The organism is Streptomyces sp. NPDC055189 (assembly GCF_053606765.1).
Genome location: NZ_JBSGSG010000050.1, coordinates 26,512 through 48,138 on the forward strand (window position 1 = coordinate 26,512; position 21,627 = coordinate 48,138).

26 protein-coding genes are annotated in these 21,627 nt (G+C 71.8%); 7 read left to right on the plus strand and 19 right to left on the minus strand.

What is annotated here, in order from left to right:
• Positions 1 to 64: 64 nt before the first annotated feature.
• The 4 genes from ACWFR3_RS29030 to ACWFR3_RS29045 all read right to left on the minus strand — a co-directional run bounded on the left by ACWFR3_RS29030 (position 65) and on the right by ACWFR3_RS29045 (position 3,162).
• Entirely contained in the window at positions 65 to 508 is a 444-nt protein-coding gene (locus ACWFR3_RS29030; RefSeq protein ID WP_453737604.1) for a DUF2752 domain-containing protein, read from the minus strand.
• 110 nt (positions 509 to 618) lie between these two features.
• A complete protein-coding gene (locus ACWFR3_RS29035) occupies positions 619 to 855 on the minus strand; it encodes an HGxxPAAW family protein (protein ID WP_453737605.1) in 237 nt (78 codons plus the stop codon).
• 116 nt (positions 856 to 971) lie between these two features.
• The gene (locus tag ACWFR3_RS29040; RefSeq protein WP_453737606.1) at positions 972 to 1,652 is read right to left on the minus strand and encodes a TIGR02234 family membrane protein; all 681 of its coding nucleotides are present in this window, start codon (positions 1,650 to 1,652) and stop codon (positions 972 to 974) included.
• Between the two features lie 7 nt (positions 1,653 to 1,659).
• The gene (locus ACWFR3_RS29045; RefSeq protein ID WP_453737607.1) at positions 1,660 to 3,162 is read right to left on the minus strand and encodes an anthranilate synthase component I; all 1,503 of its coding nucleotides are present in this window, start codon (positions 3,160 to 3,162) and stop codon (positions 1,660 to 1,662) included.
• A gap of 78 nt (positions 3,163 to 3,240) precedes the next feature.
• On the opposite strand from ACWFR3_RS29045, the gene ACWFR3_RS29050 reads away from it, so the two are divergent.
• The gene (locus ACWFR3_RS29050; RefSeq protein ID WP_453737608.1) at positions 3,241 to 3,708 is read left to right on the plus strand and encodes a hypothetical protein; all 468 of its coding nucleotides are present in this window, start codon (positions 3,241 to 3,243) and stop codon (positions 3,706 to 3,708) included.
• Here the strand turns inward: ACWFR3_RS29050 and hisI are convergent.
• A complete protein-coding gene (gene hisI, locus ACWFR3_RS29055) occupies positions 3,689 to 4,069 on the minus strand; it encodes a phosphoribosyl-AMP cyclohydrolase (RefSeq protein ID WP_453737609.1) in 381 nt (126 codons plus the stop codon). The genes ACWFR3_RS29050 and hisI overlap by 20 nt on opposite strands.
• Before the next feature lie 82 nt (positions 4,070 to 4,151).
• Between hisI and ACWFR3_RS29060 the strand changes: the two genes are divergently transcribed.
• Positions 4,152 to 4,787, plus strand: coding sequence for a TIGR03085 family metal-binding protein (locus tag ACWFR3_RS29060; protein ID WP_453737610.1), 636 nt, complete (start codon positions 4,152 to 4,154; stop codon positions 4,785 to 4,787).
• Between the two features lie 17 nt (positions 4,788 to 4,804).
• Positions 4,805 to 5,206 carry a VOC family protein gene (locus ACWFR3_RS29065; protein ID WP_453737611.1) on the plus strand — a complete coding sequence of 134 codons (402 nt, stop codon included), beginning with the start codon at positions 4,805 to 4,807 and terminating at the stop codon, positions 5,204 to 5,206.
• Between the two features lie 11 nt (positions 5,207 to 5,217).
• Here ACWFR3_RS29065 and ACWFR3_RS29070 read toward each other — a convergent pair whose 3' ends face one another.
• The 10 genes from ACWFR3_RS29070 to hisD all read right to left on the minus strand — a co-directional run bounded on the left by ACWFR3_RS29070 (position 5,218) and on the right by hisD (position 13,003).
• Positions 5,218 to 6,477, minus strand: coding sequence for an MFS transporter (locus ACWFR3_RS29070; RefSeq protein ID WP_453737612.1), 1,260 nt, complete (start codon positions 6,475 to 6,477; stop codon positions 5,218 to 5,220).
• A 14-nt stretch (positions 6,478 to 6,491) separates the two neighbouring features.
• On the minus strand, positions 6,492 to 7,115 hold the full coding sequence (locus ACWFR3_RS29075) for an ArsR/SmtB family transcription factor (protein ID WP_453737613.1): 624 nt from the start codon (positions 7,113 to 7,115) through the stop codon (positions 6,492 to 6,494).
• Between the two features lie 118 nt (positions 7,116 to 7,233).
• On the minus strand, positions 7,234 to 7,989 hold the full coding sequence (gene hisF / locus ACWFR3_RS29080; RefSeq protein WP_453737614.1) for an imidazole glycerol phosphate synthase subunit HisF: 756 nt from the start codon (positions 7,987 to 7,989) through the stop codon (positions 7,234 to 7,236).
• On the minus strand, positions 7,986 to 8,414 hold the full coding sequence (locus ACWFR3_RS29085) for a RidA family protein (RefSeq protein WP_453737615.1): 429 nt from the start codon (positions 8,412 to 8,414) through the stop codon (positions 7,986 to 7,988). Before ACWFR3_RS29085 ends, hisF begins: the two co-directional genes overlap by 4 nt.
• Positions 8,411 to 9,139, minus strand: a complete 729-nt coding sequence (gene priA / locus ACWFR3_RS29090) for a bifunctional 1-(5-phosphoribosyl)-5-((5-phosphoribosylamino)methylideneamino)imidazole-4-carboxamide isomerase/phosphoribosylanthranilate isomerase PriA (RefSeq protein WP_453737640.1) — start codon at positions 9,137 to 9,139, stop codon at positions 8,411 to 8,413. The genes ACWFR3_RS29085 and priA overlap by 4 nt, the downstream gene beginning before the upstream one ends.
• A gap of 17 nt (positions 9,140 to 9,156) precedes the next feature.
• Complete coding sequence (gene hisH, locus ACWFR3_RS29095; RefSeq protein ID WP_453737616.1) at positions 9,157 to 9,798, minus strand: imidazole glycerol phosphate synthase subunit HisH; 642 nt, start codon at positions 9,796 to 9,798, stop codon at positions 9,157 to 9,159.
• A 17-nt stretch (positions 9,799 to 9,815) separates the two neighbouring features.
• Complete coding sequence (locus ACWFR3_RS29100) at positions 9,816 to 9,980, minus strand: hypothetical protein (protein WP_361188742.1); 165 nt, start codon at positions 9,978 to 9,980, stop codon at positions 9,816 to 9,818.
• A gap of 4 nt (positions 9,981 to 9,984) precedes the next feature.
• Positions 9,985 to 10,578 (minus strand): imidazoleglycerol-phosphate dehydratase HisB, encoded by a 594-nt coding sequence (hisB, locus tag ACWFR3_RS29105; protein WP_135330188.1) that lies wholly within the window; start codon positions 10,576 to 10,578, stop codon positions 9,985 to 9,987.
• A complete protein-coding gene (locus tag ACWFR3_RS29110; RefSeq protein ID WP_453737617.1) occupies positions 10,575 to 11,681 on the minus strand; it encodes a histidinol-phosphate transaminase in 1,107 nt (368 codons plus the stop codon). Before ACWFR3_RS29110 ends, hisB begins: the two co-directional genes overlap by 4 nt.
• Positions 11,678 to 13,003, minus strand: coding sequence for a histidinol dehydrogenase (gene hisD / locus ACWFR3_RS29115; protein WP_453737618.1), 1,326 nt, complete (start codon positions 13,001 to 13,003; stop codon positions 11,678 to 11,680). The genes ACWFR3_RS29110 and hisD overlap by 4 nt, the downstream gene beginning before the upstream one ends.
• Before the next feature lie 317 nt (positions 13,004 to 13,320).
• Here hisD and ACWFR3_RS29120 point away from each other — a divergent pair, with 317 nt between their 5' ends.
• The 4 genes from ACWFR3_RS29120 to ybaK all read left to right on the plus strand — a co-directional run bounded on the left by ACWFR3_RS29120 (position 13,321) and on the right by ybaK (position 17,307).
• Positions 13,321 to 14,835 carry an oxidoreductase gene (locus ACWFR3_RS29120; RefSeq protein ID WP_453737641.1) on the plus strand — a complete coding sequence of 505 codons (1,515 nt, stop codon included), beginning with the start codon at positions 13,321 to 13,323 and terminating at the stop codon, positions 14,833 to 14,835.
• A gap of 182 nt (positions 14,836 to 15,017) precedes the next feature.
• Positions 15,018 to 16,025, plus strand: coding sequence for a hypothetical protein (locus ACWFR3_RS29125; RefSeq protein WP_453737619.1), 1,008 nt, complete (start codon positions 15,018 to 15,020; stop codon positions 16,023 to 16,025).
• 11 nt (positions 16,026 to 16,036) lie between these two features.
• Complete coding sequence (locus ACWFR3_RS29130) at positions 16,037 to 16,777, plus strand: LON peptidase substrate-binding domain-containing protein (RefSeq protein WP_453737620.1); 741 nt, start codon at positions 16,037 to 16,039, stop codon at positions 16,775 to 16,777.
• 17 nt (positions 16,778 to 16,794) lie between these two features.
• Positions 16,795 to 17,307, plus strand: a complete 513-nt coding sequence (ybaK, locus tag ACWFR3_RS29135; RefSeq protein WP_453737621.1) for a Cys-tRNA(Pro) deacylase — start codon at positions 16,795 to 16,797, stop codon at positions 17,305 to 17,307.
• 125 nt (positions 17,308 to 17,432) lie between these two features.
• On the opposite strand, the gene ACWFR3_RS29140 is transcribed toward ybaK, so the two are convergent.
• The 4 genes from ACWFR3_RS29140 to ACWFR3_RS29155 all read right to left on the minus strand — a co-directional run bounded on the left by ACWFR3_RS29140 (position 17,433) and on the right by ACWFR3_RS29155 (position 21,620).
• Positions 17,433 to 18,179, minus strand: a complete 747-nt coding sequence (locus tag ACWFR3_RS29140) for a DUF2567 domain-containing protein (protein WP_453737622.1) — start codon at positions 18,177 to 18,179, stop codon at positions 17,433 to 17,435.
• Positions 18,180 to 18,234: 55 nt separating this feature from the next.
• Positions 18,235 to 19,053, minus strand: a complete 819-nt coding sequence (locus tag ACWFR3_RS29145) for an ABC transporter permease (RefSeq protein WP_453737623.1) — start codon at positions 19,051 to 19,053, stop codon at positions 18,235 to 18,237.
• 130 nt (positions 19,054 to 19,183) lie between these two features.
• Positions 19,184 to 20,218 carry an ABC transporter ATP-binding protein gene (locus ACWFR3_RS29150; RefSeq protein WP_453737624.1) on the minus strand — a complete coding sequence of 345 codons (1,035 nt, stop codon included), beginning with the start codon at positions 20,216 to 20,218 and terminating at the stop codon, positions 19,184 to 19,186.
• 133 nt (positions 20,219 to 20,351) lie between these two features.
• Entirely contained in the window at positions 20,352 to 21,620 is a 1,269-nt protein-coding gene (locus ACWFR3_RS29155) for an NYN domain-containing protein (RefSeq protein WP_453737625.1), read from the minus strand.
• Positions 21,621 to 21,627: the final 7 nt, after the last annotated feature.

Below are 21,627 nucleotides of genomic sequence, written 5' to 3' on the forward strand. Positions count from 1 at the left end.
CGGTTGACGCCAGTCCCACGTCCTGGACACGCTCCAGGGCTGCGGCCTGCGGTTTCACCGCACATCAAGGATGCAGCCATGCCCCGAACGGCAGATTGCGCACAAGGGTGAACACGGCGATGAGCACCCCGATCCCGTACAGCGGCAGGGGCCCCAACTCGATCCGCAACCGTCGCCCGCGCGCCGCACGGACCGCCCAGAGGGTCCACACGACCGCGAAGACGCCGTACCCGGCGACGGCGAGCGCGTTGGCGCCAAGGGCCGTGGTGAGGTCGCCGTGGATGAAGGCGTGGGCGCTGCGCAGTCCGCCGCAGCCGGGGCAGAACACGCCGGTGAGCTGGAGCAGCGGGCAGGCGGGGTAGTGGCCCGGCTCGTTCGGGTCGACCGTGCCGACGTAGGCGAAGGCGGCGATCACCGAGCCGAGCACGCCGACGGGCACGGCCAGCCGCCGCAGGGCGGGGCCGACGGCCGGTGCCGCGCTCTCGGGTTCAGCGTCCACGCGATGCATTGTGCCTTTCGCCGTCGGTCGCCGCCCGCAGGGAAACGCGAAAAGAGGCCGCCCCGGCGCCTGCCGGGACCGCCTCCCGCGTACGACGATCGAGTACGAAGGCCGGGGACTCAGACCTCGGAGTGGGCGAGCTGCCCCTTCGGCTGCGGCGAGCGCTTGGCCTGGCCGAGACCCGCGGCACGCATGACCATGCCCACGACGCCGCCGGCGGCGATGATGACCATGCCGGCCCAGAAGCCCAGCGGGTTGGCCATCACCATGAAGGCACCCGAAACGCAGAAACCGATGAAGGCGATGATGACACCGGTCCAGGCGGCCGGGGTGTGTCCGTGGCTGCTGCCCGACATGGCTTGCTCCTCGTTGCTGTATGCGTGGTGGTGATGCATGAGGTGGTGCTGCATGGGGTGAGCCGAACGCTCACCGCTCCATTGTCCCGTACGCGCGCGCGTGCCCGAGCCCGGGGTCATGCCTCGCGCGTGGGGTCCTCGCCGCGGTCGAGCGCCTTCCACAGGTCCTCGGGCCGGTCCGGGTCCACCTTGGGCGGCGCCTTGCGCGGACGCGGGGCTCCGTCGCGTTCGTAGCGTCCCGACATCGCGGGCCAGGACTTGCCGTACGTCAGGGCGAGCAGCCCGGCGATCAGGATCAGCGCGCCCGCGGCGGCGGCTGCGTACGGCCAGGCGGTGTGGCTGAGATCACCGATGGTGGCGGCGGTGTTGCCGGAGGCCTCGGCGGCCTTCTCGTCGAGTGCGCCGCTGTCGTTCGCGGCGAGGAGGGCGGCGGCCACGGTGCCCGCGCCGCTCAGCGCGAGCAGCAGCGAGACGAGCATGCGTCCGGCCTTGCGGACGGCGAAGACGGCGACGAGCGCGGCGAGGCCCACTATCGCCAGGGCCGCGGGCACGCCCGTGACGTCGCTGCCCGTGGCGCTCAGCGGGAGTTCGCCGCCCGCCACCGAAGCGGTGCCGTTGGCCCATGTCTGGCGGGACGCGAGCAGCGCGAGGGCCGCGCCGACTGCGCCGGACAGCAGGGCCACGGCGATGCTGCGCCGGCCGCTGCGCTGGGCCCGGGTCTCGGGCTCGGCGGCGGCCTCGGCGGCACCATCGGGATCAGCAGCCTGGGTGCGGGGCGGAGGTACGGCAGAAGTCACCCCTCCACTATCCCTCACGGCCGTCGGGGCGCCGCAGCCGGTTCGCCGTGTGCACGGCCCGCAGGACCGCCGCCGCCTTGTTGCGGCACTCGGTGTCCTCGGCCACGGGGTCGGAGTCGGCGACGACCCCCGCGCCGGCCTGCACATACGCCGTGCCCTCGCGCAGCAGGGCGGTGCGGATGGCGATGGCGGTGTCGGAGTCGCCCGCGAAGTCGAGATATCCGACACAGCCGCCGTACAGGCCGCGCCGGGAGGGTTCGACCTCGTCGATGATCTGCATCGCGCGGGGCTTGGGGGCACCGGAGAGGGTGCCCGCGGGGAAACAGGCGGTGAGCACGTCGAAGGCGGTGCGTCCCTCGGCGACCTGTCCGGTGACCGTCGAGACGATGTGCATGACGTGCGAGTACCGCTCGACGGACATGAAGTCGACGACCTCGACCGATCCCGGCTCGCAGACGCGCCCCAGGTCGTTGCGGCCCAGGTCGACCAGCATCAGGTGCTCGGCCCGCTCCTTGGGGTCGGCGAGCAGCTCGTCGGCGAGCGCCTGGTCCTCCTGCGGGGTCGCGCCGCGCGGCCGGGTGCCGGCGATGGGGTGCACCATGGCGCGCCCGTCCTCGACCTTGACGAGGGCCTCGGGCGACGAGCCGACGACGTCGAATCCGTCGAAGCGGAAGAGGTACATGTACGGCGACGGGTTGGTGGCCCGCAGCACGCGGTAGACGTCGAGCGCGCTCGCGTCGCAGGGGGTCTCGAAGCGCTGCGAGGGGACGACCTGAAAGGCCTCGCCCGCGCGGATGCGCTCCTTGATGTCCTCCACGACCTCTTGGTACTGCTCGCCGCCCCACAGCTGCGTGTACTGAGGCAGCTCGGACGGCGGCAGCGCGGCCGGGGGCTGGGAGACGGCCCGCGACAGGTCTGCCTCCATGGCGTCGAGCCGGGCGATCGCGTCGGCGTACGCCTCGTCGACGCCCGTCTCCAGGTCGTTGTGGTTGATCGCGTTGGCGATCAGGAGTACCGATCCGTCCCAGTGGTCGAGGACGGCGAGATCGCTGGTGAGGAGCATGGTCAGCTCGGGCAGCTTGAGGTCGTCCCGCTCGCCGGGGCCGATCTTCTCCAGGCGCCGCACGATGTCGTAGCCGAGGTACCCGACCATGCCTCCCGTGAAGGGCGGCATCCCGGACGCCAGGTCGTGCGGGGTGTGCAGGGCCTGGACGGTGGCGCGCAGGGCGTCGAGCGGGTCGCCGGAGACCGGTACACCGACGGGCGGGGTGCCGAGCCAGTGCGCCTCGCCGTCCCGGGTGGTGAGGGTGGCGGCGCTGCGGACGCCGACGAAGGAGTAGCGAGACCACGAGCGGCCGTTCTCCGCGGACTCCAGGAGGAACGTGCCGGGCCGCTCTGCGGCGAGCTTGCGGTAGAGGCCGACGGGAGTGTCGCCGTCCGCGAGGAGCTTGCGGCTGACGGGGATCACTCGGCGGTCGCTCGCGAGCTTGCGGAAGGTCTCGAGATCCATGGGAGGAGCTTACGGCCGTGCGGGTGGCGGACGGTGTCGCGGCCCGACCGGCGGAACGTCTGCCGATACAACTGGACGATGACCAACCGCCGTACGCTGCCTGCCCTTGCCCTCCTTCTCGCCTCGACCGCGTTCGGGGCCGTCGCCCCGGAGCCCGTCGTGTGGCCCGCCCCCAAGGACGTACCCGAGCGGGTCAAGGCCGCGGGCCTTGAGATGCTCGACTCCGAGGCGATGGACATGCACATCCACACCACCTTGAAGGTCTACTCCGGCGGCCGTCCCGTCACGGTCCCCGCCGACATCGGCATCGACCGATCGGGCCCCAAGCCCCGCTACAGCCCGCTGCACACGCACGACACCACCGGCACCCTGCACGTGGAGTCGGAGGAGTGGCGGGACTTCACCCTGGGTCAGTTCATGACCGAGTGGGGCGTGAGCGGCGTACGCGAGAAGTGCCGCGCCGATGTCGGCGCACAGGCCAGGGCGGGCGATCCGTCCCGCATCGTGCTGCGGGACGGCGAGACGATCACGCTTCGGTGCCGGTGAAGGTGACCGGGAGCTGGTCGGCGTCGAAGCACGTGCGCGTGCCGGTGTGACATGCGGCACCGATCTGGTCGACCTGGACCAGGACGGTGTCCGCGTCGCAGTCGAGGGCCACGGACTTCACGTACTGGAAGTGGCCCGACGTGTCGCCCTTGACCCAGTACTCCTGGCGGCTGCGCGACCAGTACGTGCAGCGGCCGGTGGTGAGGGTGCGGTGCAGCGCCTCGTCGTCCATCCAGCCCAGCATGAGGACCTCGCCGGTGTCGTACTGCTGGGCGACGGCGGGGAAGAGTCCGTCGGCGCCGCGCTTGAGGCGGGCGGCGATCTCGGGGTCGAGGCTGCTGGGCGGAGGCGTGACGGTCATGGGGCCATTGTGCCGCGCCCAAGGGGTCCGGCAGGGCCGTGTCCACTGGGCGGTCCCGTTGCCGAGTCGTAGGCTGGACGGTATGTCGACCCATGCCAAGCGTGAACGACTTCTCCTCGCCGATCTGTTGGAGGCGGAGGGCCCTGATGCCCCCACCCTCTGCGAGGGCTGGAACACCCGTGACCTCGCGGCCCATGTAGTGGTCCGCGAGCGCCGCGCGGACGCCGCGGGCGGACTGCTGATCAAGCAGCTCGCCTCGCGCCTGGAGCGTGTGCAGGCCGAGTTCGCCGCGAAGCCGTACGAGGAACTCATCCAGCTGATCAGGACGGGACCGCCGCGCTTCTCGCCCTTCTCCCTCAAGCAGATCGACGAGGCGTCGAACGCCGTCGAGTTCTACATCCACACCGAGGACGTACGCCGCGCCCGGCCCGACTGGACGCCGCGCGAGCTCGACCCGGTCTTCGCCGACGCCCTGTGGTCCCGCCTGGAGCGGATGGCCCGCCTGGTGGGCCGCAAGGCACCGGTGGGCATGGTCCTGCGGCGCCCCGACGGCCAGACGGCAGTGGCGCACCGCGGCACTCCCGTGGTGACGGTGACCGGCGAGCCGTCCGAGCTGCTCCTGTACGTGTACGGGCGGCAGGAGGCGGCGGACGTCGAGCTGGACGGCGACAAGGACGCGATCTCCCGGCTGCACGAGACGAAGCAACTGGGACTCTGAGGGCTCCGAGGTCTCTGATGATCAAGATCGCCATGACCGGGGTGTACGTGGACGACGTGGCCAGAGCCCACGCCTTCTACACGGACGTACTCGGCTTCGAGACCCGGCACCACGTGGACATGGTGGCCGGCCAGGTCTTCGTCACCGTGGGGGCCGCGGGCGGTCAGGGCGACGTGGAACTGCTCCTCGAACCGGGCGAGGGCCCCATCGCGGAGCCCTATCGCAAGGCACTGCACGAGGCGGGGATCCCGTGCATCGTCTTCGGGGTCGACGATGTACGGGCCGAGCACGAGCGGCTGACGGGCCTCGGGGTGCGGTTCACCCAAGGGCCCGAGGAGCAGGGTCCTGTGATCACCGCGGTGCTCGACGACTCGGTGGGGAATCTGGTGCAGCTGATGCAGGACGCGTCCGCGGGGTAGCGGCAGCCGTCTCAGCCGGGCAGTTCGGCGCGGCGCAGGGCGCGGGAGCAGAGACCGAGCACCCCGCCCGCCGCGCTCACCGCCGCGCTCACGGCGAAGACCGGCCCGGCTCCCCAGGCTCCGATCGCCGCGCCGACGACGGGGTACGAGACGGGGGCGATGCCCACCGTGAAGAGCGTGGCCACCGAGGTGACGCGGCCCAGGTAGGCGGGCTCGGTGACCGTCTGCAGCAGGGCCGCGATCAGCGCGCCGCCGAGCCCGGTGCACAGGCCGACGCAGAGCCCGGCCACCGCCGCGAGGGGGACCGAGGGGGCGAAGGCGATCGCACCCAGGGCGACGGAGCCCGCCACCACTCCCCAGGACTGGACGGATCCGGCCCGCGCGATACGCCCCCGCACCGCGAGCAGCAGCGCCGCGATCCCGGCGCCCACGCCGAAGCCCCCCACGATCCACGCCATACCGGCGGCGCCCCAGCCCCGCTGGTCGGCGAGGAGCACGACGCCGATGTTGGCGGGCCCGGAGAAGCCCAGCTCCATCACCCCGGCCACCAGGAGCAGCGGCGCGAGCACCCGGTGCCCGCGGATGTACTTGAGGCCGTCCACGAGCTGACGCCAGGCGCTGTCGCCCGTCCCCGCGTCCTCGTCCGGGGCGAGCTTCTGGACGCGTACCGCCATCAGCAGCACCAGTGAGCCCGCGAAAAGCACGCCTGCCGCTCCGAACCCGGCCGCGGGCCCGCCCACCGCCACCGCGAGACCGCCCAGCGGTGCGGCGGCGACCGTGGCCACCCGCTGCGCGAAACCCCGCATGCCCTGCACCCGGCCGAGCTGCCCGGGCGCGGTGATGCGCGCGGGCAGGGCGCCGACGCTCGGCAGGAACAGTGCGTCGACGGCGCCGAAGACCAGGGCGACCAGGACCAGGAGCCAGATCCCGGGAGCGGTCACCAGGAGCAGCACGGCGACGGCGAGGATCACCGCGCAGCGCACCGCGTCGCTCCCGATGACCACCCTGCGGGGTCCGAAGCGGTCGGCGATGACGCCTCCGCCGAGCATGAGCGCGGCGCGCGGCAGCGAGCCGACGGCCAGGACGAGCCCGGCCTGCGCGGGGCTGCCGCTGCGGGTGGCCGCCCAGGAGAGCGCCACGAAGTAGATGCTGTCGCCGACCATCGAGGCCGTGTACGCGCCCAGCCAGCGCAGCACATTGCCGTCCCGGTGCGCGGGCTTCTCCTGGGCGGAGGCAGGGGCGGGAGCCGTACGTATGCCGGTGGTGGTCATGTGGGGCAGCCCTCTCAGAGCCGGAAGGGGAAGCTGGCCAGGTGGACGGCGACGTTCTCGCGCCCTTCGGTGTCGCCCGCCGCCTCAGCGGCCTTGCCCTGTTCCTCGTACGTCCTGATCAGGGCGTGGATCTCGCGGTTGAGCCGCGTGAGCTCGGCGGGGTTGAGGCGGGCGAGGAAGTCCGACTGGTCGGCGGCCAGGCGCCACTCGGAGCCCCAGGCCTCCTGCTGGTCGAGGTAGGCCTCGTACTGCTCCTGGCGGTACGAGATCAGGCTGCGCACGACGGCCGCGTGCGTGGCCGCCCCCTCCGGCGTGTCCCTGAAGTCCTCGTGCCGGAAGCTCAGGGTGTCCTGCGCCGCCTGCCACCACCGCTCCCGCGCGTCCTCGCTCTGCACCTCGGCCTGCTCGATGAGGCCGTGCTCCGCGAGCTTGCGCAGGTGGTAACTGACGAGCGAGACCGCCTCGTCGACCTGTGAGGCGAGCTGCGAGGCCGTGGAAGGGCCCGAGACGCGCAGCGTGCCGTAGACCCTCAGGCGCAGCGGGTGCCCCAGCGCCTTGAGCGTGCCGAGGTCCGTGATGCGGCGGGGCTCGCTGCCCTGCTTTGGTTGCTCGGGCTGCTTGGGCTGCTTGTCGTTCATGCCGTCACCGTAGATAGGAAAGAAAATTTGCGCAATACAAATTGCGCAAGTATTCTTTCGCATCTCGGCAGCAAAGAGCCCTGGCCACCCGGGTGGCCAGGGCTCATACACAAAGAACTCAGCGCACGGGGCGCCCCGCCCCCCGCAACGTGTCCTTGACCTCGCCGATCCGCAGATCCCCGAAGTGGAAGACCGACGCGGCGAGCACCGCGTCCGCGCCCGCCTCGATCGCGGGCGGGAAGTGGTCAAGGCGGCCCGCGCCGCCGGACGCGATGACCGGGACGGTGACGTGCCGGCGTACCGCCGCGATCATCTCGATGTCGTAGCCGTCCTTCGTGCCGTCCGCGTCCATCGAGTTGAGCAGGATCTCCCCCGCGCCCAGCTCGGCGGCCCGGTGCGCCCATTCGACGGCGTCGATCCCGGCGGACTTGCGGCCGCCGTGGGTCGTGACCTCGAAGCCCCCGGACGGGGTGCGCCGGGCGTCGACCGAGAGCACGAGCACCTGACGCCCGAACCGCTCCGCGATCTCGCGGATCAGCTCGGGGCGCGCGATGGCGGCCGTGTTCACGCCCACCTTGTCCGCGCCGGCCCGCAGGAGCTTGTCGACGTCCTCGGCGGTGCGGACGCCGCCGCCCACCGTGAGCGGGATGAAGACCTGCTCGGCGGTGCGCCGGACCACGTCGTACGTGGTCTCGCGGTTGCCGGAGGACGCGGTGATGTCCAGGAAGGTGAGCTCGTCGGCGCCCTCGGCGTCGTACACCTTGGCCATCTCGACGGGGTCGCCCGCGTCGCGCAGGTTCTGGAAGTTGACGCCCTTGACGACGCGGCCGTTGTCCACGTCCAGGCAGGGAATGACTCGTACGGCCAAGGTCATGACGACTCAGCTCCCCCGGCTGCCTGGTCTTCGCGGTCCGCGCGGTACGCCTCCACCTCGACCTCGACGACCAGACTCGGGTCGACGAAGCCGGAGACGATGAGCATCGACGCGGCGGGGCGGACGTCGTCGAAGAGCTCCTTGTGGGCCCGGCCGACCTCCTCCACGTCCCGCGCGTGCGTCAGGTACATGCGGGTGCGCACGACGTGTTCCCGGCCAAGGCCCAGCTCCTTCAGGGCCTCGACGGCCACGCGGAAGGCGTTGGCCGCCTGGTCGTAGGGAGTGCCGGCGTCTATGACGCCGTTCACCACCGACGTGCAGCCCGACACCAGGACGAGGCCGTTGGGCAGCTCGACGGCACGGGAGTAGCCGATGGCCTCTTCCCAGGGTCCGCCGGAGCTCACCCTGCGCACGACGTCGCTCATGACGAGGCCACCGCGGCCAGGGCCTCTTCGAGCGTGAAGGCCTTCGCGTACAGCGCCTTGCCGACGATCGAGCCCTCGACGCCCTGCGGGACGAGCTCGGCGATGGCGCGCAGGTCGTCGAGCGAGGAGACGCCGCCGGAGGCGACGACCGGGCGGTCCGTGGCCGCGCAGACGTTGCGCAGGAGCTCCAGGTTCGGGCCCTGCAGCGTGCCGTCCTTGGCGATGTCGGTGACGACGTAGCGGGCGCAGCCCTCGGTGTCGAGGCGCGCCAGGGTCTCGTAGAGGTCGCCGCCGTCGCGGGTCCAGCCGCGGCCGCGCAGGGTCGTGCCGCGCACGTCGAGACCGACCGCGATCTTGTCGCCGTGCTCGGCGATGATCTTGGCGACCCACTCCGGGGTCTCCAGGGCCGCGGTGCCGAGGTTCACCCGGGTGCAGCCGGTGGCCAGGGCCGCGGCGAGCGTGTCGTCGTCGCGGATGCCGCCGGACAGCTCCACCTTGATGTCCATGGCCTCGGTGACCTCGCGGATCAGCGCGCGGTTGTCGCCGGTGCCGAACGCGGCGTCCAGGTCGACCAGGTGCAGCCACTCGGCGCCCGACCGCTGCCAGGAGAGGGCGGCCTCCAGCGGGGAGCCGTAGGAGGTCTCAGAGCCGGACTCGCCATGGACGAGGCGTACGGCCTGGCCGTCGCGGACGTCGACGGCGGGAAGGAGTTCGAGCTTGCTCACAGAGGTCCCTGACATTCCTAGAGGGTTCCGATCCAGTTGGAGAGGAGCTGGGCGCCGGCGTCGCCGGACTTCTCGGGGTGGAACTGCGTGGCCCACAGCGCGCCGTTCTCGACGGCGGCCACGAAGGGCTCGCCGTGCGTGGTCCAGGCGACCTTGGGCGCCCGGAAGGCGGGGTTGCCGACCTCGAAGTCCCAGTGGTGCACGGCGTACGAGTGCACGAAGTAGTAGCGGGCTTCGGCGTCCAGGCCCGCGAACAGCTGGGAGCCCTCGGGTGCGTCGACCGTGTTCCAGCCCATGTGCGGGACGATGTCGGCCTTCAGCGGCTCGACGGTGCCGGGCCACTCGTCGAGGCCCTCGGCCTCCACGTCGTGCTCGATGCCGCGCGCGAAGAGGATCTGCATGCCGACGCAGATGCCCATCACGGGACGGCCGCCCGCGAGCCTGCGGCCCACGATCCAGTCGCCGCGCGCCTCCTTGAGCCCCTGCATGCAGGCGGCGAAGGCGCCGACGCCGGGGACGAGGAGGCCGTCGGCGGCCATGGCCTTGTCGTAGTCACGGGTGATCTCGACCTCCGCGCCCGCGCGCGCGAGGGCGCGCTCGGCGGAACGGACGTTCCCGAAGCCGTAGTCGAAGACGACGACCTTCTTGGGAGCGGTCATACGTGGATCAGCTCCCCTCAGTTCCAGTAGTCGAGCCGCAGGATGCCCGCGACGAGGCACATGGCCGCGCCGATGGAGAGCAGCGCGATCAGGCTCTTGGGCATCCCCTGCTTGACGAAGGAGATGATGCCGCCGATCAGGAAGAGACCGACGACGATCAGAATCGTGTTGAGACCGGTCATGGCTTTACAGCGCGCCCTTCGTGGAGGGAAGGATCCCGGCGGCGCGCGGGTCACGCTCGGAGGCGTAACGCAGGGCGCGGGCCAGGGCCTTGAACTGGCACTCCACGATGTGGTGGGCGTTGCGGCCGTAGGGCACGTGGACGTGCAGGGCGATCTGGGCCTGCGCGACGAAGGACTCCAGGATGTGCCGGGTCATCGTCGTGTCGTACGTGCCGATCATCGGCGCCATGGTCTCGGGCTCGGTGTGCACGAGGTAGGGGCGGCCGCTGAGGTCGACGGTCACCTGGGCGAGCGACTCGTCCAGCGGGACCGTGCAGTTGCCGAAGCGGTAGATGCCGACCTTGTCGCCGAGCGCCTGCTTGAAGGCGGCGCCGAGCGCGAGGGCGGTGTCCTCGATGGTGTGGTGGGTGTCGATGTGCAGGTCGCCCTCGGTCTTGACCGTGAGGTCGAAGAGGCCGTGGCGGCCGAGCTGGTCGAGCATGTGGTCGTAGAAGCCGACGCCCGTCGACACCTCGACCTTGCCGGTGCCGTCGAGATCGATCTCGACGAGGACCGACGTCTCCTTGGTGGTGCGTTCGACCCGTCCAACGCGGCTCATGCCTGCTGCTCCTTCTTCAGTTCGCGTACCGCATCGAGGAACGCGTCGTTCTCTTCGGGGGTTCCCGCGCTGACCCGCAGCCAGCCCGGCACTCCGTTGTCCCGGACCAGGACGCCCCGGTCGAGGATCCGCTGCCACACCGCGTGGGCATCTTCGAATCGCCCGAACTGGACGAAGTTGGCGTCGGAGTCGGTCACCTCATAGCCGATCGCACGCAGCTCGCTCACCAGGCGGTCGCGCTCCTGCTTGAGCTGCTCGACGTACTTCAGGAGCGTGTCGGTGTGCTCCAGGGCGGCGAGCGCGGTCGCCTGCGTGACGGCCGAGAGGTGGTACGGCAGGCGTACGAGCTGCACGGCGTCGACGACCGCCGGGTCGGCGGCGAGATAGCCCAGGCGCAGCCCGGCCGCTCCGAAGGCCTTCGACATGGTGCGGGAGATGACGAGATTCGGCCGTCCCGCGAGCAGCGGGAGCAGCGAGTCGCCGTGGCTGAACTCCACGTACGCCTCGTCGACCACGACCATCGAGGGCCGCGCGGCCTGCGCGGCTTCGTAGAGCGCGAGGACGGTGTCGGCCGGGACGGCGTTGCCCGTGGGGTTGTTGGGCGTGGTGATGAAGACGACGTCGGGCCGGTTGTCGGTGATGGCCTGCGCGGCGGCGTCGGCGTCGATGGTGAAGCCCTCGCCGCGGGGTCCGGAGATCCAGCCCGTGCCGGTGCCGCGCGCGATGAGGCCGTGCATCGAGTACGAGGGCTCGAAACCGATGGCGGTGCGTCCGGGCCCGCCGAAGGTCTGCAGGAGCTGCTGGATGACTTCGTTCGAGCCGTTGGCCGCCCAGACGTTGGCGAGGGCGACCTCGTGGCCGCCGGTGCGCGTGAGGTAGCGGGCGAGCTCGGTGCGCAGCTCGACCGCGTCCCGGTCGGGGTAGCGGTTGAGGTCGCGGGCCGCCACGCGGACGCGCTCGGCGATGCGTTCGACGAGTGCGTCGGGGAGCGGGTACGGGTTCTCGTTCGTGTTCAGGCGTACGGGTACGTCGAGCTGGGGCGCGCCGTAAGGGGACTTGCCGCGCAGTTCGTCGCGTACCGGAAGATCGTCGATGTTGGTCACTTGGTCTCCGGCACCTTCCACCCGAAGCGGGCCTTGACCGCCGCGCCGTGCGCGGGGAGGTCTTCGGCCTCCGCCAGCGTCACCACGTGGTGGGCGACGTCGGCGAGCGCGTCGCGGGAGTAGTCGACGATGTGGATGCCGCGCAGGAACGACTGGACGCTGAGCCCCGAGGAGTGGCAGGCGCAGCCGCCCGTCGGCAGGACGTGGTTGGAGCCCGCGCAGTAGTCGCCGAGGGAGACGGGCGCCCAGGGGCCGACGAAGATCGCACCCGCGTTCTTCACCCGGTCCGCGACGGCCGCGGCGTCCGCGGTCTGGATCTCCAGGTGCTCGGCGCCGTACGCGTCGACGACGCGCAGGCCCTCCTCGAGGCCGTCGACCAGGACGATCGCGGACTGCCTGCCCGCGAGGGCGGGGGCGATCCGGTCCTCGACGTGCTTGGTCGCCGCGACCTGCGGTTCGAGCTCCTTGACCACGGCGTCGGCCAGGGCCAGGGAGTCGGTGACGAGCACGGCGGCGGCGAGCGGGTCGTGCTCGGCCTGGCTGATCAGGTCGGACGCGACGTGCACGGCGTCGGCCGTGTCGTCGGCGAGGACGGCGATCTCGGTCGGGCCCGCTTCGGTGTCGATACCGATGCGGCCCGTGAAGTAGCGCTTGGCCGCCGCGACCCAGATGTTGCCGGGGCCCGTGACCATGTTCGCGGGCGCGCAGGTCTCGGTGCCGTACGCGAACATCGCGACGGCCTGGGCGCCGCCCACCGCGTACACCTCGTCGATGCCCAGGAGGGCGCAGGCGGCGAGGATCGTCGGGTGCGGAAGACCGCCGAAGTCCTTCTGCGGCGGGGACGCAAGCGCCATCGACTCGACGCCCGCCTCCTGTGCCGGGACCGCGTTCATGATCACGGAGGAGGGGTAGACCGACCGTCCGCCGGGTGCGTAGAGCCCGACGCGCTCGACCGGCACCCACTTCTCGGTGACCGTGCCGCCGGGCACGACCTGTGTGGTGTGCGGGGCGCGGCGCTGCTCGGCGTGGACGATGCGGGCGCGCCTGATCGACTCCTCGAGCGCCTCGCGGACGACCGGGTCGAGGCCGGCCAGGGCTTCGGCGATGGCGGCGGCGGGGACGCGGACCTGCGTCAGCTGTACCCCGTCGAACTTTTCCGCGTACTCGATCAGCGCCGCGTCGCCACGATGATGCACGTCCTCGCAGATGGGCCGCACCTTCTCCAGGGCGGCCGCGACGTCGAAGTCGGCACGGGGCAGCAGGGCGCGCAGGGCGGGACCCTCGGGGAGGGCGTCGCCGCGCAGATCGATTCGGGAGATCACGTGGCCAATTCTCTCAGACCCGGATTCCCGGCCCGACCCCGTATCACTGGCTGATATAGACCCACCCGTCACCCACCGCCGCCCTACTTGAAACGCTTCGCGTTGCCCCTCGCTTTTCGTAAGACCTCGTTCACCACTAGCGTTCAGCCCGTCACTGAGCGGGCATGAAACAGGTGTACGAGACCAGGGCGCATCGCAGGACGAGAACGCGGTGCGGGACCGCAGTACGGGACCGCAGTACGGGGAGGACAACAGCAGTGGTCGACGACACCGGCATCGGTGACCCGCCGGACGGACTGACCGCCGCCGAGATCGGCATGTGGCAGGCCTTCCGCAACGGCAGCGTCTACGACCTCAGGTCGGGGGACGCGATGGCGGACGATCCGCACGGCGGCCACCCCTGGGGCCCGGAACGCAGCGTGCGCGCGCGCATCGTGTGCTGGCTCCTCCTGGAGGGCCCGCCCGCGCTCTCCGGCCGGGTCTCGTCGCTGAAGCTCTCGGGCCTCCAGATCACGGACGTACTGGATCTCGCGGGCGGCGAGATCCTGCCCTACGCCGAGCTGAAGCACTGCCGCTTCGAGAAGGAAATACTGGTCCCCGAGGCCAAGTTCACGACGCTGCGCCTGGTCAACTGCTCGATTCCGCGCGTGGAGGCGGCCCGCGTGCACACGGAGGGCGATCTGCACCTGCCGCGCTGCCGGATCCACAACGGCATGCGGCTCACGGACGCCCAGATCGGCACCGATCTGCTCATCAACCAGGCCGTGATCTACCGCGACCGGCGCGGCAACTCGATCATGGGCGACGGTCTTTCGGTCGGCCAGGACCTGCAGGCCGAGATGATGGAGTCGCACGGCCAGCTGAGCCTGCGCGGCGCGAAGGTCGGCGTCTCCTTCAGCCTGCGCGGCAGCAAGCTCGCCAATCCGTACGGCCCGCGGGCGCTCAACGCCCCGCAGATGACGGTGGAACGCACGCTGTACATGACACCCGCCGCGCTCGGCGATCCCCCCATGACCAGCGGCACGACTCCCCCGCGCGGCACCCGCGTCCAGCGCTTCGAGTGCCAGGGCGGCATAAGGCTCGACGACGGGCGCTTCGGGGACGCCGTCGACCTGGCCCAGGCACGCTTCACCCTGGAGAACGACCAGGAGGTGTCGCTGCGCCGCGTCCAGACCCCCGAGCTGCGCTTTCTCGGCGAGGCCCCGCAGCGCGGCAAGATCGTGCTGTCCGGCGCCAAGGTCGTCAACCTCATCGACAAGTCGACCAGCTGGCCGGGCCCCGGCGGCCTCCAGATGGGCGGATTCAGCTACGAGAACCTCGTCCCGCTCGGCAGCTTCCCGCTCTCGCGGCGGCTGAGCTGGGTGGCGGCGGCGACCGCCGAGTACAACCCGGAGCCGTACGAGAAGCTCGCCACCGTCCTGCGCAACGGCGGCGAGGACGCCGACGCCCGCGAAGTCCTGCTCGCCAAGCAGCGCCGACGCCGCGAGACGCTCCCCCTCGCGGCAAAACTCTGGGGCTTCGCCCAGGACTGGACGGTGGCGTACGGCTACCGGCCGGGGCGGGCCGCCCTGTGGATGGCGGTGCTGTGGGCGGTGAGCGCGGTGGCCTTCGCGCACTCCGAGCACCCGGCGATCAAACCGGGCGAGCACCCGAACTGGAACCCCGCGCTCTTCTCCCTCGACCTGCTGCTCCCGGTGATCAACCTCGGCCAGGACAGTTACTGGCAGCTACGCGGCGGCTGGCAGTGGTTCGCGGCGATCCTCATCCTGCTCGGCTGGGTCCTGGCGACGACGGTCGCGGCGGGGGCGACGAGGCTGCTGCGCAGGAACTGAAGCGGACTCCGGGCAGGAATTGGAGCGACCTCCGGGCAGGAACGGGAGCGGCTTCCGGGCTCACCGGGAGCGCAGATTTTACCATCCCTTGACCATATGTCAGGCAACCGGACGATCGATGCAAAAGCTTCACCGGCCATCCCCTGGCACTGCTCCGACCTGCGGTTTTCAATACCCACACGATGGCACTCCTGCGCGCCCTGATCCGCACCGCACGAATGGTCAGGAACACACCGCTCCTCGCCGCCGGTCTGACCCCCGACGACGAGGTGCTCCTCGACGCACCCGACGACCGGCTCGGCCCCGCGCTCGTCGCCGCGGGCCGGGGCGACTACGACCCCGCGGCCAAGCTCCTCGCCATGACCCGCGAGGACAACGAATGGGAGAACCGCGACCGCTACACCACGCGCCTCGCCGCCTTCGCCCGCTCCCGCCCCGAGTGGTTCGACGACTGGCAGTGCGCCGCGCCGCACGATCCGGACGCCCTGCTCGTCAAGGCCGAGCTGGCGGTGGTCCGCGGCTGGGAGTCGCCCGCCCGCGCCGAGCTGCTCCGCGAGACGGCGCCCCTGATCACCGCCGCCGCCGAGGCGGACCCGCGCGACCCCGTGCCGTGGCGCATCGCCCTGGACCACGCGCGCGGCACCCATGCCCCGCACTCGGTCTTCGACGAGATCCGGGCCGAGGCGGTGCACCGCTCCTCGCACCACTACGGCTGCCACGCCTCGGCACTGCGGTACCTGTCCGCCGCCTGGTACGGCTCGCACCGCCAGTGCTTCGACTTCGCCGAGCACGCCGCGCGGGACGCGCTGCCCGGCTCGCTGATCCAGGCGCTGCCCGCACGGGCCGCGTTCGCCTACCTCACCAGCGCGTCGGGGAGCGTGCCGCGCGAGCGCCTGGACGCCGCGGCCGACCTCGGAATCGCCCTCTCCCGTGAGTACGAGGCCGGTGATCCGTGGCCCGCGGAGGTGCGCAACGTCCTCACGTACGTCCTCGTGCGCCTGGAGCGATGGAGCGATGCCCTCGAACAAGTGCGCCTCATCGGGCCCTACGCGACGTCCTTTCCCTGGGACCGCATGTCCGACGACCCGCTCGGCCAGTTCCTGGAACTGCGCGACGGCATACGCATCGAGGTGGCCTCCACGACCCCGCTGCGCACCGGGGGCGGACGTCGGGACCCGGACGACCATTAGGCTTCACGCTCGTGACCACCGTCCGGCTTCCGCTCTTCCCGCTCAACTCGGTGCTGTTCCCGGGACTCGTGCTCCCGCTGAACGTGTTCGAGGAGCGTTATCGCGCCATGATGCGCGACCTGCTCAAGACTCCCGAAGAGGAGCAGCGCCTCTTCGCCGTCGTCGCGATCCGCGACGGCCTGGAGGTGGCGCCCAGCGCGCCCGGCCTCCCCGACCCGACCGCGCAGCCCGAACAGGGACCGACCGCCGGCTTCGGCGACGACCCGCTCAAGGCCTTCCACGCGGTGGGCTGCATCGCGGACGCGGCGACGATCAGGGAGCGCGCCGACGGCGGCTTCGAGGTCCTGGCCACCGGCACCTCACGGGTGCGCCTGCACTCGGTGGACGCGTCGGGCCCCTTCCTGACCGCGGAGGTCGAGGAGCTGCCCGAGGATCCGGGCGAGGAGGCCGGCGCCCTTGCCGCGGGCGTCCTGCGGGCGTTCCGCGCCTACCAGAAGCGGCTTGCCGGGGCGCGCGAGCGTTCCCTGTCCACGGGCGCCGAACTGCCGGACGACCCGTCCGTGGTGTCGTATCTGGTCGCGGCGGCGGCCGTCCTCGACACCCCCACCAAGCAGCGGCTCCTGGAGGCGCCGGACACCGCGTCGCGCCTGCACGAGGAGCTGAAAGTCCTTCGCGCCGAGACCGCGATCATCCGTAATCTGCCGTCGTTGCCCGCGACGGACCTCACGCGCGGCACCACGAGCCTCAACTGACGTAAGGCGCGAGCGCTTTGGCGAAGAAGCAGAAGAAACAGCAGAAGCAGTCCGGCGCGGGCGGCACTCCCGCGACGGTCGCCCTGACCTCGGCGGGCGCCGACTACACCGTCCACGCCTACGAACACGACCCCGCGCACCCCTCGTACGGCGAGGAGGCGGCGCAGGCCATGGGCGTATCGCCCGACCGGGTCTTCAAGACCCTGGTCGCGGAGGTCGACGGCGACCTGACGGTGGCCGTGGTCCCCGTGGCGGGCACCCTGAACCTCAAGGCCCTGGCCACGGCGGTCTCCGGCAAGCGCGCGGTGATGGCGGACCCCGCCGCCGCCGAACGCACCACGGGTTACGTACGGGGCGGCATCTCGCCCCTCGGCCAGCGCAAGAAGCTCCGCACGGTCCTGGACGACTCGGCCTCCTCGCACGCGACGATCTGCGTGTCGGCGGGCCGCAGGGGCCTGGAAGTGGAGCTGGCACCCGGCGACCTGGCACGCCTCACGGACGCGGTACTGGCCCCGATCGGGCGTGAATAGGCCCTCGACGGGGGCCACGGGCTCGACTAGTACCACCCTCATGTCGAAGAAGACGCGCAAGAGGAAGTGGCGGGTGCGCAAGGGCAAGGCGAACCACGGGAGGCGCCCCGCCTGACGGCGGTGGCCTACGCTCCGGCGGAGTCCGGGCGGCCGTCGGCCCGGCCGGGCTCCCCGTGGGGTGCGGCGTCCCCGTACGGAGCGGCGTTCCCGTAGGGCGCGGGATCTCCGTAGGGCGCGGAATCTCCGTAGGGCAGGGGGTACGGATCGGGGTCGCGCGGTCCGAAGAGGCCGGTCAGGCCCAGGTGCACGAGGAGCGCGGCCACCGGCCAGGCAAGGAGCGCGCCCTTCGCCTTGAGCTCCAGGGGGGCGTCGAACGCGACGCCCTTGCCCACCGACTTCGCATGGGCGGCGACATCCGTCTCGGGCCCGAGGAAGACGCCGAGACGCCAGGCGAGCACGGCCCCGAGGAGCCCTCCGGCCGTGAGCCCGACGACCAGCGGGATCCCGCCGCGCTTGCGCAGCAGGAACACCACGGCGCCGGTCACCGCGCCGAACGCGAGCGCGAGCAGGGCAAACGATCCGTCGACCCCGATCGCCTGCTCCCCCTCGGTGTCCTTGAGGTACACCGCCGTGTCGTCGGCCACCAGCGGGACCCGCGGCGCGAGCCACAGCCACAGGAGTCCGAGCAGTACGCCACAGCCAGCGACCGCGACCATGATCACTGCGGCCTGCCGCACTTCGGTCTTCATGCCGGGACCGTCCTCCTCGCCCGCCGGAGAGGGAAAGGCTCCGGACGGCTGGGCAGCCTGCTGCCAGGGGTCGTGCGGGGGACGGCCGTGGGGCGGCTGGGAGGGCGTCAGCGGTGCAGTCACCCACACATGGTGCCAGTACTACCTGATTACCGCTTCACCGCACAGCGGGGTCGCGTCACCGTACGGCCGCGCGGCGGTACGCCCAGGTGGCGATCGCCAGCGAGGCGACGCCGACGCCCGCGCAGACCGCGAGATCCAGGGCGACGACCGCCCAGTTCGGATGCGGTCCGAAGGTGCGGGCGAAGGCCTCGACCCCGTACGTCGAGGGCAGCAGGTCACGCGCGTACTGAAGGAAGCCGGGCATCCGCTCGGCCGGGAGCACGCCCAGGAGCAGCGCCGCCGACATGCCCAGCTGTCCCAGGAGCGTGGCCAGTTCGGGCCGCGGCGCGAGAAGGCCGAGGGCGGCACCGAGCCCGGCGAGCGCGGCACCGGCCAGCGGGATCACCGCGGCGAGGACCCACAGATGCCCCAGGGGAAGCCCGAAGAGGCCGCAGCCGACGACCGCGGTGACGAGGGTGCCCGGCACGGTGAACGAGGCGTAGGCCGCCGCGGCGCCCAGGACGACCGCCGCGGGCGGCACGGGCAGCGTGGCGTAGTGGTCGAGGCCGCCGTCGGCCCGCAGCTGCCCGAAGTACTGCGCGAGCAGGTTGAGCGCGACGAAGGCGACGACGAGCACGGAGGAACCGGCGACGACGGCACGCGCCTCACCACCCCCGTCGACGACGCCCCGCATCAGGATCATGATCCCGACGGACTGGAAGGTCGCCACGAAGAGCAGCGGAATCCGCGCGACACGCGCCCGGGACAGCTGCGCCCGGTAGACGGCCGCGAGCGCGGGGAAGAGCCGCGCACGGGGCCCCAGGGGCGCGGCGGCGTCGGCCTGCCGCTCACGGTCGTCGGCCCGCACAGCGGCTTCCAAAGGAACCGCACTCATCGGACGCCCCTCCTGCTGATGTTCATGTCACGACGCCCACGATTCGATACGGGGCGCTCGGGCGGGTGGGCGGGAAAACTCCGCCGCGAAGCGGCGTCACGAAAAAGGCCCCACCGAGCCGCGGCAGAAGTCACGCCTTCACCAACCCCGTACCGCTTCCGCCGAGGGCCAGATACACGTCCTCCAGGCTCGGCGTGGCCAACGTGAAGTCATCCAGCGAAGCAAAGGCGGCCCCGCCAGTAACCGCGGCGACAGCGGCCCGCGCCTCATCAGGCGCAAGCCGCAACGACCACCGCCGCCCGGACTCCACCGCGGAGGAGCGCAGCGCGGCGACCTCGGGGACGTCGAGCGGTGCCCGCTCCCGCCACACGAGCTCCACCCGTACCTCGCCCGCGACCTGCTCCTTGAGCCCCACGGGGCTGTCGCAGGCGATGACCTTGCCGTGGTCGAGGACGGCGACACGGTCCATGACCGTCTCGGCCTCGATGACGTTGTGGGTGACGAGCAGCACCGTCGTGCCGCGCTCGGCCCTGCGCCGGTCGACGGCGCCCCAGACGGCGCGCCGCGCGATGGGGTCCATGCCGGTCGTCGGCTCGTCCAGGACGAGCAGCGGCCGCTCCCCCACCAGGGCGGTGGCGAAGCAGGCGAGCCTGCGCTGGCCGCCGGAGAGCTTCTTCAGGGGGCGCGAGGCGAGCGGGGCAAGCGCCAGTTCTTCGAGTACGTCGTCCCGCTCGGCCCGTGCCGCGCGCACGTCGAGGCCGCGCAGCCGCGCGGTCGTCTCGACGGCCAGCGAGACGGTCAGCTCGTCGAGCGCGGTGGATTCCTGCCCCAGATACGCGAGGATCCGCGCGGCCCGCTCGGGGTGGCGCAGGATGTCGTGCCCGAGGATCTCGACGCTCCCGCTGTCGGGCCGCATCAGGCCGGTCAGCTGGCGTACGAGGGTGGACTTGCCGGCGCCGTTGGGCCCGAGGAGACCGAAGATCTCGCCGCGCCTGACCTCCAGGCTGATGCCGTCGGTGGCGCGCACCTCGGGCGTCGCGGGCGTGCCGCGCCTGCCGCGGGCGGCCGGATATGTCTTGACGAGGTCGCGCACCGCGCAGACGGCATCACTGCCGTGACCCTGTCGGAGCCCTTGTCGGACTGCCTGTGCCGAGCGCGTACTCACGAAGGACGAGGGTACGGGGTCCGGCGCCCGGTCCGGCGCCCGGGGCGCCCCGTACGCCCCGTATCAGTCATCTGCGGCGGTCTTCCGTCACCCGTTGGCGTGCTCGTTCGGTCACTCGCCGGAGTGTTCGCCCTCATTCGCCCGAGCGGTCGCCCACCGGCGCGTGCTCGACCGCCGTGTGGACGTCGATCTCGCGCCAGAAGCCCGCCCGGATCGCGTACCGGTCGTGTTCGTCGATCTGGTCGTCCTTGTGGGCGAGCAGTCCGAAGCGGGCCGCGTACCGAAGGAGCTCGCCGTCGACGCGGTGCGGGATGCGCGGGTACATCGTCGAGAGCTTCTGCAGGTTGTGCTGTTCCGGCAGGCGGGCCATCCAGCGGCGCGCGAACACCTGCCCGACCTCGAAGGGGTCACCGCCGACCGTGGTGATGTCCTCCTCGCGGTCGGCCCAGCGCTGCTCGGCCGTCGTCAGCTGGGCGAGCGTCGGCAGGGCCGCGGCCTCCGGACTCTCGGCGGCGCCGCCGGGGCGCTCCACCCAGCCCTTGTCGGAGGACCAGCGCAGCGTGGCGTTCGTGGGGTCCTTGGCGACCTGTGTGCCGGGGCCGCGCAGGGCGGCCAGATCCTTGGGGGTGGGCACGCCCTTGCCCGGCGGGATGTGGTGGGTGCCCGCGCCGTCGCCGTTGGTCCCGGCCTCGGCATGCTCGGCGTGCTGGGTGTGGTGGCCGTGGTGCACCCCTGCGGCCTCGTCGGCGGCGCGCTGGGCGCTGGCCGCGAGCGCGGACTCCGGCAGCGGCGCGGAGAGGATCGCGGCGATCTCGGGGCGCGGGATGGGCGAGGGCGCGCAGACGCCGGTGAGCTCCTTGGGGCGTACGGCCTTGGTGATCCAGGCCCGGTCGAGGACGCGGCGCTCGTCGGCCTCGGCCACCAGGTCCTCGGACTGGTTGTAGTCGCCGTCGGCGGCCTGCACGGCCCACAGGTGGACGGCGACGCCGTGCTCCTTGGCGGCCATCATGCCGGGCAGCAGATCCCCGTCGCCGGTGACGAGCACGATGTCCGAGCAGGCGCGGTTGCGGGCAAGCTCCGTCAGCTCGGCGTGCATGGCGGCGTCGACGCCCTTCTGGGCCCACCGTCCGTCGCTCCGGGTCAGGGCGCCGAGCCGGACCGTCACGCGTGGCATGACCCGCAGCCTGCGGTGCTCGGGCTGGGGCACGCGGTCGGGGGCGCCGTCGAACCAGTAGATCCGCAGCAGGGGGCGCTCGGTGTCGGATTCGGCGCGCTCACGGATGCCCTGGATCAGGGCGGTGTGATCGACGGTGATCCGGGACCGGGACGGCTCACCCGCGAGGAGACTCGCGGCGGCACCCAGCAGATACCCGGCGTCCACCAGGACGATGCAGCGGTCCACGCGATCC

Coding starts and splice junctions, on each gene's coding strand:
- hisB (WP_135330188.1), bottom strand. CDS start 10,578: ATGAGCCGCGTTGGACGGGTCGAACGCACCACCAAGGAGACGTCGGTC.
- ACWFR3_RS29075 (WP_453737613.1), bottom strand. CDS start 7,115: ATGAACGACAAGCAGCCCAAGCAGCCCGAGCAACCAAAGCAGGGCAGC.
- ACWFR3_RS29035 (WP_453737605.1), bottom strand. CDS start 855: ATGTCGGGCAGCAGCCACGGACACACCCCGGCCGCCTGGACCGGTGTC.
- hisF (WP_453737614.1), bottom strand. CDS start 7,989: ATGACCTTGGCCGTACGAGTCATTCCCTGCCTGGACGTGGACAACGGC.
- ACWFR3_RS29030 (WP_453737604.1), bottom strand. CDS start 508: ATGCATCGCGTGGACGCTGAACCCGAGAGCGCGGCACCGGCCGTCGGC.
- ACWFR3_RS29045 (WP_453737607.1), bottom strand. CDS start 3,162: ATGGATCTCGAGACCTTCCGCAAGCTCGCGAGCGACCGCCGAGTGATC.
- hisI (WP_453737609.1), bottom strand. CDS start 4,069: ATGACCGTCACGCCTCCGCCCAGCAGCCTCGACCCCGAGATCGCCGCC.
- ACWFR3_RS29100 (WP_361188742.1), bottom strand. CDS start 9,980: ATGACCGGTCTCAACACGATTCTGATCGTCGTCGGTCTCTTCCTGATC.
- ACWFR3_RS29065 (WP_453737611.1), top strand. CDS start 4,805: ATGATCAAGATCGCCATGACCGGGGTGTACGTGGACGACGTGGCCAGA.
- ACWFR3_RS29070 (WP_453737612.1), bottom strand. CDS start 6,477: ATGACCACCACCGGCATACGTACGGCTCCCGCCCCTGCCTCCGCCCAG.
- ACWFR3_RS29145 (WP_453737623.1), bottom strand. CDS start 19,053: ATGAGTGCGGTTCCTTTGGAAGCCGCTGTGCGGGCCGACGACCGTGAG.
- ACWFR3_RS29085 (WP_453737615.1), bottom strand. CDS start 8,414: ATGAGCGACGTCGTGCGCAGGGTGAGCTCCGGCGGACCCTGGGAAGAG.
- hisH (WP_453737616.1), bottom strand. CDS start 9,798: ATGACCGCTCCCAAGAAGGTCGTCGTCTTCGACTACGGCTTCGGGAAC.
- ACWFR3_RS29060 (WP_453737610.1), top strand. CDS start 4,152: ATGTCGACCCATGCCAAGCGTGAACGACTTCTCCTCGCCGATCTGTTG.
- ACWFR3_RS29120 (WP_453737641.1), top strand. CDS start 13,321: ATGTGGCAGGCCTTCCGCAACGGCAGCGTCTACGACCTCAGGTCGGGG.
- ACWFR3_RS29050 (WP_453737608.1), top strand. CDS start 3,241: ATGACCAACCGCCGTACGCTGCCTGCCCTTGCCCTCCTTCTCGCCTCG.
- ACWFR3_RS29125 (WP_453737619.1), top strand. CDS start 15,018: ATGGCACTCCTGCGCGCCCTGATCCGCACCGCACGAATGGTCAGGAAC.